The following is a 12,876-nucleotide window of genomic DNA, read 5'->3' on the forward strand; positions in this document are numbered from 1 at the left end:
TAGCAAGAGCATGCGTATTAAAACAAAAGCTGCATGAGCACATAGAAAAGTATCGTTTTTTTGATGAGGGCAAAACAAAACTTTACAGCAAAAATGGCATCAAAGACTCAGACAGTGTTTCAAAAACAGAATTTAAAGTAAGAAATATAACGCTCATGAACATAGAAAAATCCTCAGAGATTCTCAAAAACAAACTTTAGGCTGGCGGCCCCACTTAGCTGAACTAGGCAGAGGCAGGGCGCGGCCCCAGTGAACCAGCCAGCGGCTACCCCAAAACTGTGAAAGGTAACAATTAATTCTGTTAAGAAATTGGGTCTTGTGCTATAATCTAAAGTTGAAGTTTTGTTTTTTATTTTAGAGAGGAAATTAAAACGATGAAAGATTTAAAAGATTACGTTAGAACTATACCTAACTTTCCAGAGAAAGGAATAATGTTTAGAGACATCACATCAGTTCTTCAGGATCCAGACGGATTCAAGCTTGCAATTGATGAGATGGCAAGACTTGTAAGTGACCTTGATTTTGATGTTGTTCTTGGCGCAGAGTCAAGAGGCTTCATCTTCAGTGCACCTATCGCTTATCAGAGAGGTAAGGCACTTGTACCTGTACGTAAGAAGGGTAAGCTTCCTTGCGAGACAATTCAGGTTGAGTATGACCTTGAATATGGTAAGGCAGTTCTTGAGATTCATAAGGACGCTATCAAGCCAGGACAGAAGGTACTTTTAGTAGATGACCTTATGGCTACAGGTGGTACAATAGAAGCTATGATCAAGCTTGTTGAGCAGCTTGGCGGTGAAGTTGCTGGAATCCTTGTTCTTATGGAACTTAAGGGACTTAAGGGAAGAGAGAGACTTAGCAAATATAGACTTGATGCTGCAATTAGCTACGAAGGGAAATAATATTTAATGCCTCAGAATTTCGACGACGGAAAAATTGAAGCTATTGAGGAGTTTCAGTCACCTGATAAGTTATATAAAGGACTCATTGAAAGAGTAAAGAAATATCATCCATCGGATGATATTTCTCTTATAGAAAAAGCTTATCAGCAAGCTGCTGAAGCCCACAAAGATCAGCTGCGCAAATCTGGTGAACCTTACATCATTCATCCTCTTTGCGTGGCTATTATCCTTGCTGATCTTGAAATGGATAAAGAGACCATTGCGGCAGGGCTTCTTCATGATGTCGTTGAAGATACTATCTTGACCAAAGAAGAAATAGAAAAAGAGTTTGGGGCTGATGTAGCTCTTTTGGTAGATGGTGTTACAAAACTCACCAATTTGCAGCTGTCTACTGATAATACCAATAAGACACAGGAACAGATCGACATGCAGGCTCAGAACCTGCGTAAGATGTTCCTTGCTATGGCAAAGGATATTAGGGTTATTCTGATAAAACTTGCCGATAGACTTCATAACATGAGAACTCTTTCTCATATGCCTCCAGAGAAACAGTCAAGGATAGCACAGGAAACACTTGATATTTATTCACCTATTGCTGGCAGGCTTGGTATCAGCAGGATCAAGGTTGAACTTGATGATCTGTCACTTAAGTACCTCAATCCTGATGTTTACTACGATCTTGTAGAAAAGGTTGCAGCCAGAAAGAGCGAGAGAGAAAAATACGTAGAAGATATCTGTGAAAATGTCAGAAAGGCTATTTCTGATGCAGGTATTGTTGGCGATGTTAATGGAAGGGTCAAGCATTTCTTTAGTATCTACAAGAAAATGCGCAATCAGAACAAGACCCTTGATCAGATATATGATCTTTTTGCTATCAGAATAATAGTTGGTACTGTTAAGGACTGCTATGCAGCTCTTGGTATCATCCATGAGATGTACAAACCTATTCCTGGCAGATTCAAGGATTATATCGCAATGCCAAAACCAAATATGTATCAGTCCCTTCATACAACACTGATAGGACATACAGGTCAGCCTTTTGAGATACAGATCAGAACCTATGACATGCATAGGGCTGCTGAATACGGTATTGCGGCCCATTGGAAGTATAAAGAAGCATCTGATGGCAAAAAGTCTGAAACCGGTGAAGAAGAAAAGCTTATCTGGCTCCGTCAGATCCTTGAATGGCAACAGGATATGTCTGACAACCAGGAGTTCATGAGTCTGCTAAAAAGCGACCTTAACCTGTTTTCTGAGGACGTTTATTGCTTTACACCAACAGGTGAAGTTAAAAATCTTCCTGCAGGTTCCACACCTATCGATTTTGCTTACAGTGTTCACAGTGCTGTAGGTAACAAGATGATCGGTGCCAAGGTAAATGGTAAGCTTGTTCCTATAGATTATAAGATTCAAAATGGTGACAGAATTGAAGTCGTTACCTCTCAGAATTCACGTGGACCTAGTAGAGACTGGCTTGCGATTGCCAAATCTACTTCCACCAAGAATAAGATAAATCAATGGTTTAGAAATGAGCTCAAAGAGGAGAATATCGCTAAGGGTAGAGATCTTCTTATTGAGTATTGTAAGAGTAAAGGCATAGATCTTTTCTCTATTTCCAAGCCGGAATTCCAGAATATTGTTATCAAGAAATATGGATTCCACGATTGGAATGCTGTTCTTGCTGCTGTTGGTCATGGCGGACTTAAGGAAGGCCAGATCATCAATAAGATGTTGGAACTTAGTGACAAAGAGCACAAGCGCAACATAACTGATGAAGAAGTCCTTGCGGCTGTTGCTGAATCTAACATAACACCTCAGGTTTCTGGATCAGACAATGCTATTATCGTAAAAGGTGTTCATGATGTAGCAGTTAGATTTTCCAAGTGCTGTAACCCTGTTCCAGGTGATGATATTTGCGGATTTGTTACCAGAGGAAGAGGCGTATCTATTCACCGAAGAGACTGCGTCAATGTAGTTAAGATGCAGGAAGAAGACAGGACCAGACTTATTGAAGCAAGATGGCAGTCTGATTCTAAGAGTGGCGGAAAGTATGCTGCAACAATCAAGATATTTGCTAACAACAGAAGTGGCCTTCTTGCTGATGTTTCAAGAGCGCTTACTGAAAAGAACATAGATATTATTTCTATGAATACCAGAACAAGTAAACAAGGTCTTGCTACAATGGAAACATCTTTCCAGGTATCTTCAAGAGATCAGCTTAGAGAGATTGTTGACAAGATCAGACAGATTGATAGCGTTATTGACATCGAAAGGACAACAGGCTGATGGAGAAGAATGTGCTTTCAGTTGGCAGTATGACTTTAGGTATGGTGGGGACAAACTGCTACTTTGTTTTTAAAGAAGAAGCAGACTGTAATAATGAAAAGACAAAGCATGTGATCTTATTTGATCCTGCAGATAGAGGAAGAAAGATCTACGATACCCTTACAGAAAATGGGCTTGTGGTAGATCTTATTCTTTTAACACATGGTCATTTTGATCATATTGGCGGAGTTGATGAGATAAAAAAATTAACAGGTGCTCCTGTTGGTTGTTATGAAAAGGAAATGGCTCTTTGTAATGATCCATATCTTAATCTTTCTAATGATTTTGGAATGCATTTAAAGGTAATGCCTGATAAACTCTACAAAGACGGAGATATTATAGAGGCTGCAGGTATGAGCTGCAAACTTATTTTTACACCTGGACATACTTCAGGAAGCTGCTGCTATTATTTTGAAGAAGGACATATCCTTATAAGTGGGGATACTCTTTTTGAGGAATCTGTTGGACGAACTGATTTTCCTACTAGTTCAACAAGCGATCTTGTTCGCTCAATAAATGATAAGCTCTTTATTCTTCCTGAAGAAACGATTGTTTATCCTGGACATGGAGATATTACAACCATTAAGCATGAAATGATGTATAATCCTTTTTGCAGATTTTGAGCATGATAAAGGTGATGAAATGCAGGTAATTTACACAGGTACTGATAAGTATTCATATGACATACATTCTTTGTATAAAGCTTTTTATCCTGAGGAAGAGATAAGAGTTTTTCCAGGAAATAAAGGCGATTTTCCAGAGAAAGAGAAGGATATTTCAGATAAAGATGAAATATCCTTTATTGATGTAGAAAAAACAAAGAATGAATTAAAAAAATCCATATATGAGGATCTTTCTAACAAGACTGGAAAGAAGCTTCCTTGGGGTAACCTTACTGGCATCAGACCTACAAGGATAGTTATGAATCTCATGGAAGAAGGAAAGAGTGATGAAGAAATAGTTGAGTACATGAAGAATGTGTACTGCGTTTCTGATGAGAAGATTGCTCTTAGCCTTTCTATTGCACATAGAGAAAAAGAAATCCTAAAAAATATAGATTACAAGAATGGATATAGTCTTTATATCGGAATTCCTTTTTGCCCTACAACTTGTCTTTATTGCTCTTTTACATCTTATCCAATAGGTGCCTTTTCGGGGATAGTAGACGATTATCTTGGCTGCATAGAAAAAGAGATTGATTATGTGGCTGAGAACTTTAAAGGTAAGACTTTAGATACTATCTATATTGGTGGAGGCACTCCAACTACGCTTGAGCCTCACCAGATAAGAAGGCTTCTTGGCTATGTTAAGGAAAAACTTGATACCTCCAAGGTAAAAGAGCTTACTGTTGAATCCGGAAGACCTGATTCCATCACCAGGGACAAACTTATAGCCATGAAAGAGATGGGAGTTACCAGAATATCAGTAAATCCTCAGACAATGAAGGATGAGACACTAAGACTTATTGGTAGAAGACATAACGTAGCGCAGCTTATAGATGCTTTCAAAATGGCAAGAGAAGAGGGCTTTGATAATATCAATATGGATATCATCCTTGGCCTTCCTGGCGAAGATGCTGGGGACGTGGCATATACAATGTCAGAAATAGAAAAGCTTTCTCCTGATGATCTTACTGTTCATTCCCTTGCTATTAAAAGAGGCTCAAAACTTGCAGAGATCATTCATGAAAAGGCCATGAGGGGAGAGATATCTGAAAATGTTCTTGATTCTATAAATAACACAGAAGAAATGATGAAGATTGCTTCTGATGGAGCTTTAAAGATGGGGCTTTCTCCATATTATCTCTATAGACAAAAGAACATAAGTGGTAACTTTGAAAATACCGGTTATGCAAGAGAGGGGAAGGCTGGAATATATAATATCCTCATAAATGAAGAGGTTCAGTCAATCGTTGCTCTTGGTGCAGGTACTGTTACAAAAAGAGTCTATGGTTATGGCGGCAGGATTGAGCGCTGCGATAATGTAAAAGATGTAAGGCTCTATATGGATCAGATTGATGAAATGATCGATCGTAAGAGAAAGCTCTTTTACGACTAAACGTTAAAAAGTAGACGCCATGCGGAATAAAGGAAACCGCTTCGAAAAAAGTGGTGCCCCACATTGCATTAGTGTAGACATAATTTATTGTTTGGTATTGTGCAATGTGCTATAATAGTGATGTATAAAAATTAAAACATGATATATTGATGGTATATCAAAGGAGGTCACTTATGTTATTCCAATTATATGGCAACTCTGCAGCTATGCAACTAGTTGGTTGGGTTCTTGTATTTGTTGGACTCATTCTTATGAATGAAATTGGTCGTAGGACCAAACTCGGTGGAATGATTGTTTTCGTAGTTATTCCATGTATCTTAACTATTTACTTTATTCTTGCTCATCTTGGTATGTTCGGAGGAAAGGCAAATCCTACCGTTGCATATATGGATGGTTGGTTCCATTATTTCAAGCTTTATGCTGCTGATATCGGTTGCGTAGGCTTTATGATGATCAAATATAAATGGGGCATTGGCAAAGAAAAATGGTTTGCCTGGTTCCCATGGGCTATCGTTGCTGCAAATATCATGATCGCGAATGTATCTGATATGGAGTCAGCTCTTGCTGCATTTAGCATTACTGGTAATTTAAGTGGTGCTTGGTGGGCATCTAACGAAGGTGTATTTATCTACGGTGGATGGTGGAACGTTGTTAACGCTATCGCTGGTATGATCAATATCTTCTGTATGACAGGTTGTGTACATCTTTATACATCAAAGGATAAGAATCATGCAGATATGCTTTGGCCAGATATGACAGTTTGGTTCATTCTTGCATATGATGTTTGGAATTTTGAGTATACATATTTAAATCTTCCTACACATTCATGGTATTGTGGTGTAGCTCTTTTACTTGCTCCTACATTTGCAAATGCATTCTGGAACAAGGGCGCTTGGATCCAGAACCGTGCTAATACACTTGCAATTTGGTGCATGTGGGCACAGGTTGTTCCATTCTTCCAGCTTGGTTCTAGATTTGCAGCAGCTCTTCCTTCAGTATATGGCGGTGCAACTCAGGCTGGTATTACAACAATGGACCTTTACGAAAAGGCAATTAACCTTTATAATTCAGGTGCAGGCAAAACAGCACAGGCTGGCGAGATCATTTCTTCAATGGGAATCACAGCAGACCCTAGAATGCAGGGATTTGTTGCTATTCTCTCTATCGCCATTAATGTGATCTGCATTGCTGAGATTATAAAGAGATCAGTCAAGCTTGGTAAGAGTCCATATTCTCATGAGGTATTCAAGGATACTAAGGACTTCCAGCTTGCAATGGAGCGCGCTGAACAGTAATGGATAATGTTAGAGTAATCGAAGTAAAAAGAAGTATCTTTGAAAGTAACGATCTTGATGCAGAGAAACTCAGAAAGGAACTTAAGGAGAGTAAGACATTTCTTTTGAACCTTATGTCTTCACCTGGATCAGGAAAAACAACAACACTTACGAGAACTATTGAACTTCTGAAGGACAAGTATAGGATTGGCGTAATGGAAGCTGATATTGATTCAGATGTTGACGCCAAGACTATTGCAGCTACAGGAGTCAAAGCTATTCAGCTTCATACAGGTGGTATGTGCCATCTTGATGCTGATATGACAAGACAGGGTATCAAAGAGCTTGATACAAGTGATGTCGATTTTGCTATATTGGAGAATGTTGGAAATCTTGTATGTCCTGCAGAATTTGATACTGGAAGTACCAAGAATGCAATGATTCTTTCTGTTCCAGAAGGACATGACAAACCACTTAAGTATCCTCTTATGTTCTCTATTTGCGATGTGGTTTTGATAAATAAGATTGATGTTATGCCTTATTTTGATTTTGATCTAGAGAAATGTAAGGAAAATATCTTATTCAGAAATCCTAAAGCAAAGATCATTCCTATCTGTGCTAAGACAGGAGAGGGAATGCAGGAATGGGCTGATTGGCTTTCAGCTCAAATTGAAGAGAACATTAGATAAATTGACTAATGATAAAGGCCAGGCGATTATATGCAAAAATTTAACCGTCCCGGCCTTTTTCTGACCTATATGGGAACTGAAAATTTAAAAACAGTTTTTTTACTTTAAAGGTTAAAGGTATGCATGAATTAGGTGTAGTATTTCGCATAATTGATGACCTTACAGAGGTTGGCAAGGAAAATGATATTCACAAGATACATTCAGTGACTTTGCAACTTGGTGAGGTTTCCGGGGTTGTTCCTTCTTTTTTGACAGATGCTTGGAAGTGGGCTGCGGCTAAGACAGAGCTCATGAAAGATTCAGAACTTATTATTGAGAATCTTCCAGCTGTTACTTATTGTGAGGATTGCAAGAAGGAATATAGCACGGTAGAACATGGCAAGATCTGCCCATATTGTGGCAGCGAGCATACATATCTCTTAAAAGGCAACGAGTTTTTGATAAAAGAGATAGCGGCAACATAACTAATTTTAGAAAGATGATGGTAGAGAGATGGATATGAACAAATTTGATATGAATGATCTTAGCACTCCATATTCCTTAGATCCTAACCGTAATAAACAGGATCCTAGAGCTGGTATCATTCCTGAGTGGGTGGATATGGATGCACCTTTCCGTGAGCCTCTTGCTAGATTTGCAAAGGCTGTTACGGATAGAAAAAACATTAAACTTGGCATTGAGAAGATCACAAAAGAAAGCCCTGAATATTGGGGACTTTATAATCTTATTACTGACGCTCAGTGTGAGATCGCTCTCAAGATGGAGAAGCGCAAACCTAAGACTTTTGAGGAGATTGCGGCTCTTTGCCCTGAGTATTCAAAGGAAGAACTTCAGAAAAACCTTGATGAGATGTCATACAACGGCGTAATTGAATGGAACTATGAAAATGACAAGCATGAGAAGCAGTATGTACTTCCTATGTATGTTCCTGGTTCTGCTGAGTTTGGTAACATGAATCATAATGTTATTGAAAAACATCCTGAAGTAGGACCATTCTTTGAGAGAATGAGCCGTATTCCTCTTGAGGGACTTACACATATGGTACCAATGGGTGGTGCTGGTGTAGGTATGCATGTAATCCCTGTTGAGAAGGCTATTGAGATGCAGGGTGAAGCAATCAACCTTGAGAAGATCTCTTACTGGCTTGATTACTATGAAGGAAAGTATGCAGCTTCTCCTTGTTCATGTAGAAGATCCAGAAAGACATTTGACCAGGGCTGCGCTGATGATCCAGAGGGATGGTGTATTGCTGTTGGTGATATGGCTGACTATGTCGTTGAGACTCAGAAAGATGGTCACTACATCACTAAGGAAGAAGCTCTTGAGATCTTTAAAAAGGCTGAAGATAACGGATTTGTGCATCAGATCACAAATATTGACGGACAGCGCAAGATCTTTGCTATCTGTAACTGCAACGTTAATGTATGTTATGCACTCCGTACTTCACAGCTTTTCAATACTCCTAACATGTCACGTTCAGCTTATGTTGCTCACGTTGATAAGGATAACTGTGTAGCATGTGGACGTTGCGTAGAGGTTTGCCCAGCTGGTGCGGCTACACTTGGTCAGAAGCTTTGTAAGAAAGATGGTAGTGAAGTAGTTTATCCTAAGATGCCTCTTCCAACACAGAAGAAGTGGTCACAGGATATGTGGACAGAAGATTATAGAGATATTAACAGGATCAACACTCACAAGACTGGTACAGCTCCTTGTAAGACGGCTTGTCCTGCACATATTCCTGTTCAGGGTTATCTTAAGATGGCTGCTCAGGGAAGATATGATGAAGCTCTTGCGCTTATCAAGAAATACAATCCACTTCCTGCAGTTTGCGGACATGTATGTAACAGAAGATGTGAGGATGCTTGTACAAGAGCAACTATCGATCAGGCAATTGCTATCGATGAAGTTAAGAAATTCGTAGCTATGCGTGATCTTAAGTCTGATACTCGCTATATTCCTGAAAAGGTTATTCCTAAGCTTGATGGCGGCTTTGATGAGAAGGTTGCTATCATTGGTGCAGGACCTGCTGGTATCTCTTGTGCATATTATCTTGCACTTAAGGGATACAAGCCAACACTTTTTGATAAGAACAAGAAACCAGGCGGAATGGTAACATACGGAATTCCTTCATTCGTTATGGAAAAAGATGTTGTAGAAGCTGAAGTTGATGTTCTCAGAGAACTTGGCGTAGACATTCGTCTTGGAGTAGAAGTAGGTAAGGATATTACCTTAAAACAGCTTCGTGAAGAAGGCTACAAGGCATTCTATATTGCTATCGGATGTCAGGGCGGCCGTGGAGTTAACGTTCCTGGTGAGGACGCTGAAGGCGTTATCAAGGGCGTAGATATTCTTCATGCTGTAATTGATGATGAGAGCTACAAGCTTTCTGGTGATACAGTTGTTATCGGCGGTGGTAACGTTGCTATTGACGTAAGCCGTACAGCCATCAGATGCGGATCACCAAAGATCACACAGGTATCACTTGAAACACGTGATATCATGCCAGCTCTTCCTGAAGAGATCGAAATTGCAGAGTCTGAAGGAATTGAGTTCAAGGGCGGATGGGGACCAAAAGAGATCCTCACAGAAAATGGCAAAGTTAAAGGAATTGTATTTAAGAAGTGCACTCAGGTTAAGAATGCTGAGGGAAGATTTGATCCTAAGTACGATGAGAATGAGACAATGGAAATTGCTTGTTCAAACGTAATCCTTTCAGTAGGACAGGCTACAATCTGGGGAGACCTCTTAAAGGATGAGAATGTAGAGTTTAGAGGTCCAGCACCAGTTGCTGACAAGATCACATTCCAGACAACAGTTCCTGATATCTTCGTTGGCGGAGATATGTTCTACGGACCAAGATTTGCTATTGACGCAATTGCATGTGGTAGAGAAGGAGCTGAGTCTATCCATAGATTTGTTCAGCCTCATTCTTCACTTACAATTGGTCGTGATCCTAACTTCTTTATTGAGCTTGATAAAGATGACATTTCCGTTAAGGATTATGATCATGTGGGTCGTCAGGTTGCTGGAAATACCAAGAAAGATGGCGAGAAGCTTTCATTCCGTGATACAAAGCTTGTATTTACAGAAGAACAGGTTAAGAAAGAGACTTCTCGTTGTCTTGGATGCGGTGCTTCAATCATCGATCCAAATAAGTGCGTAGGATGCGGACTTTGCACAACACGTTGTGAATTCGACGCAATCAAGCTTACAAGAGATAATCCAGATTGTTCAACAATGAGAACAGCTGAGGATAAGCTTAAATACATTCTTCCAAATGGTATCAAGCAGGCTATCAAGAGACCATTTGTTAAGAAGACACCTGAGGAAACAGCATGGCTTCCTAAGGACAAAAAGTAAAAATTTAAATATTTAAAATGTTAAGATTAAGTCAAGTGTTTAAAAGGGGCACTTGACTTAATCTTTAAAAATGTATATTAATATGAAATATGTTAACAACAAATTTTTATGAAGGGGAAATTTAGTTTTCGAATGGCAACTAAAACAACTAGTAACAAGAAAAATACACTCTTAATAGTTGAGTCTCCAACAAAGGTCAAAGCTATTAAGAAGTTTTTAGGATCAGGCTATGAGGTTGCAGCCAGCAACGGACACGTCAGAGATCTTCCTAGAAGTCAGATGGGAGTAGACGTGGAACATGATTTTGAGCCTAAATATATTACGATCCGTGGAAAGGGAGATATACTTGCTGAACTTCGTAAGCAGGTCAAAAAAGCAGATAAAGTGTATCTTGCAACCGACCCGGACCGTGAGGGAGAAGCTATTTCATGGCACCTTGTTTCAGCGCTCAAGCTAAAAGAGGCTGATGCTAAGGTTCAGAGAGTAACCTTTAATGAAATCACCAAGAATGCAGTAAAAGAAGCTATGAAGCATCCAAGAGAGATTGATATGAACCTTGTAGATGCTCAGCAGGCAAGACGTGTTCTTGATAGAATGGTTGGATATAGTATTTCTCCGCTTCTTTGGTCAAAGATCAAAAGAGGTCTTAGTGCAGGAAGAGTTCAATCAGTTGCACTCAGGATAATTGCAGATAGAGAAGAAGAGATTGATTCATTTATTCCAAAGGAATATTGGACTTTAGATGTTAATCTTTCTGCGGCCGGAGAAAAGAAGCCGCTTGTTGCTCATTATTATGGTGAAGGCAATGAGAAGAAAGAGATAAGTTCCAAGGAAGAACTTGACAGCATCTGCCTTTCACTTAAGGATGCTAAGTATGTTATCTCAGATGTGAAGAAGGGTGAAAGAACCAAGAAGGCTCCACTGCCATTTACTACTTCAACTCTTCAGCAGGAAGCGTCTAAGGCACTTAATTTCTCAACACAGAAGACAATGAGAGTTGCTCAGCAGCTCTATGAAGGAATAGATCTTGGAAGTCAGGGAACAGTAGGTCTTATTACATACCTTAGAACTGACTCTACAAGAGTGTCAGCTGAGGCTGTTGCTTCAGCAAATGATTATATCCAGCAGAATTTTGGCAAGGAGTATCTTGCAGGAGATGTATCTTCTAAAAAGTCAGATGCCAAGATTCAGGATGCACACGAAGCTATAAGACCAACATATATTGATAATACTCCAGTTAAAGTTAAAGATTTCCTTTCAAGAGATCAATTCAGACTTTATCAGCTTATCTGGAGAAGATTCATGGCTAGCAGAATGGCTGCTGCCAAGTATGAGACAACATCAGTCAAGATCGATGCAGGCAAGCATAGATTTACTGTATCTGCATCTAAGACTGTTTTTGATGGATTCCTTAATGTTTATACAGATGATGAGGACCAGATCGAAAAGAATGTTCTCATGAAGAATCTGGACACAAACACAAAGCTTTCCTTTGATTCTTTTGATAGTGCTCAGCATTTTACTCAGCCAGCTCCTCACTATACAGAAGCTTCACTGGTTCATGATCTTGAAGCTTTAGGAATTGGCAGACCAAGTACTTATGCTCCTACAATTTCTACAATTTTGGCAAGGCATTACATCACCAAGGAAAATAAGAGCATTTTTATCACTGAGCTTGGTCAGGCAGTCAACAAGATGATGGTGGAAGCATTCCCTCAGATCGTTGATGTTAACTTTACTTCTAACATGGAAGCTCTTCTTGATGGAATCGCTGATGGTAACGTTAAGTGGAAGACTGTTATAGAGAACTTCTATCCAGACCTTGATAAGGCTGTCAAAGAAGCTGAGAAGGACATGGAAAAGGTTGTTGTTCAGGATGAGGTTACAGATGAGATCTGCGAAAATTGTGGCAGAAATCTTGTGATCAAGTATGGACCTCATGGCAAATTCCTTGCTTGTCCTGGATTCCCTGAGTGTAAGAATACCAAGCCGTACTTTGAGAAGATCGGAGTAGAGTGTCCTAAGTGTGGTAAGGATATAGTTCTTAAGCGTACTAGAAAAGGACGTATATTCTATGGCTGTATCGATAATCCAGATTGTGATTACATGTCATGGGCTAGACCAACCAAGGAAAAATGTCCTAAGTGCGGATCTATAATGGTTGCTAAGGGCAATAAACTTGTTTGTTCAGATGAGCAGTGCGGATATATCTGTTCTAAGGAATCAAGTGATTCAAATAAGGACTGAACAATAAATCAGAATTTTTAGAAA

At 39.5% G+C, this 12,876-nt stretch carries 10 protein-coding genes; all 10 read left to right on the plus strand.

Annotated features, from left to right (window positions below):
• Nucleotides 1-200: hypothetical protein (locus BUA02_RS16025; protein ID WP_207647721.1), on the plus strand; the 200-nt coding region annotated here is incomplete at its 5' end.
• Between the two features lie 174 nt (nt 201-374).
• Nucleotides 375-899 carry an adenine phosphoribosyltransferase gene (locus tag BUA02_RS12980; RefSeq protein WP_072704893.1) on the plus strand — a complete coding sequence of 175 codons (525 nt, stop codon included), beginning with the start codon at nt 375-377 and terminating at the stop codon, nt 897-899.
• A gap of 6 nt (nt 900-905) precedes the next feature.
• Nucleotides 906-3,185 carry a RelA/SpoT family protein gene (locus BUA02_RS12985; RefSeq protein ID WP_072704896.1) on the plus strand — a complete coding sequence of 760 codons (2,280 nt, stop codon included), beginning with the start codon at nt 906-908 and terminating at the stop codon, nt 3,183-3,185.
• The gene (locus BUA02_RS12990) at nt 3,185-3,847 is read left to right on the plus strand and encodes an MBL fold metallo-hydrolase (RefSeq protein WP_072704899.1); all 663 of its coding nucleotides are present in this window, start codon (nt 3,185-3,187) and stop codon (nt 3,845-3,847) included. Before BUA02_RS12985 ends, BUA02_RS12990 begins: the two co-directional genes overlap by 1 nt.
• Before the next feature lie 19 nt (nt 3,848-3,866).
• Nucleotides 3,867-5,282: a coproporphyrinogen dehydrogenase HemZ gene (gene hemZ / locus BUA02_RS12995; RefSeq protein WP_072704902.1), complete on the plus strand. Its 1,416-nt coding sequence runs from the start codon at nt 3,867-3,869 to the stop codon at nt 5,280-5,282.
• 173 nt (nt 5,283-5,455) lie between these two features.
• Nucleotides 5,456-6,577, plus strand: a complete 1,122-nt coding sequence (locus tag BUA02_RS13000; protein ID WP_072704905.1) for a DUF5692 family protein — start codon at nt 5,456-5,458, stop codon at nt 6,575-6,577.
• Nucleotides 6,577-7,245, plus strand: a complete 669-nt coding sequence (gene hypB / locus BUA02_RS13005) for a hydrogenase nickel incorporation protein HypB (protein ID WP_071176170.1) — start codon at nt 6,577-6,579, stop codon at nt 7,243-7,245. Before BUA02_RS13000 ends, hypB begins: the two co-directional genes overlap by 1 nt.
• A gap of 119 nt (nt 7,246-7,364) precedes the next feature.
• Nucleotides 7,365-7,709 (plus strand): hydrogenase maturation nickel metallochaperone HypA, encoded by a 345-nt coding sequence (locus BUA02_RS13010; protein WP_071176169.1) that lies wholly within the window; start codon nt 7,365-7,367, stop codon nt 7,707-7,709.
• Nucleotides 7,710-7,845: 136 nt separating this feature from the next.
• A complete protein-coding gene (locus BUA02_RS13015; protein WP_072705147.1) occupies nt 7,846-10,605 on the plus strand; it encodes an FAD-dependent oxidoreductase in 2,760 nt (919 codons plus the stop codon).
• A gap of 132 nt (nt 10,606-10,737) precedes the next feature.
• A complete protein-coding gene (gene topA, locus BUA02_RS13020; protein WP_072704908.1) occupies nt 10,738-12,852 on the plus strand; it encodes a type I DNA topoisomerase in 2,115 nt (704 codons plus the stop codon).
• Nucleotides 12,853-12,876 lie beyond the last annotated feature (24 nt).

It is taken from the genome of Butyrivibrio hungatei DSM 14810, assembly GCF_900143205.1.
In the GTDB taxonomy this organism is placed as follows: domain Bacteria; phylum Bacillota; class Clostridia; order Lachnospirales; family Lachnospiraceae; genus Butyrivibrio; species Butyrivibrio hungatei.

What these genes read in the sequence shown, in the direction of transcription:
- BUA02_RS12990 (WP_072704899.1), top strand. Translation starts at nt 3,185, where the DNA reads ATGGAGAAGAATGTGCTTTCAGTTGGCAGTATGACTTTAGGTATGGTG.
- BUA02_RS13000 (WP_072704905.1), top strand. Translation starts at nt 5,456, where the DNA reads ATGTTATTCCAATTATATGGCAACTCTGCAGCTATGCAACTAGTTGGT.
- hemZ (WP_072704902.1), top strand. Translation starts at nt 3,867, where the DNA reads ATGCAGGTAATTTACACAGGTACTGATAAGTATTCATATGACATACAT.
- BUA02_RS13010 (WP_071176169.1), top strand. Translation starts at nt 7,365, where the DNA reads ATGCATGAATTAGGTGTAGTATTTCGCATAATTGATGACCTTACAGAG.
- BUA02_RS12980 (WP_072704893.1), top strand. Translation starts at nt 375, where the DNA reads ATGAAAGATTTAAAAGATTACGTTAGAACTATACCTAACTTTCCAGAG.
- topA (WP_072704908.1), top strand. Translation starts at nt 10,738, where the DNA reads ATGGCAACTAAAACAACTAGTAACAAGAAAAATACACTCTTAATAGTT.
- hypB (WP_071176170.1), top strand. Translation starts at nt 6,577, where the DNA reads ATGGATAATGTTAGAGTAATCGAAGTAAAAAGAAGTATCTTTGAAAGT.
- BUA02_RS13015 (WP_072705147.1), top strand. Translation starts at nt 7,846, where the DNA reads ATGGATGCACCTTTCCGTGAGCCTCTTGCTAGATTTGCAAAGGCTGTT.
- BUA02_RS12985 (WP_072704896.1), top strand. Translation starts at nt 906, where the DNA reads ATGCCTCAGAATTTCGACGACGGAAAAATTGAAGCTATTGAGGAGTTT.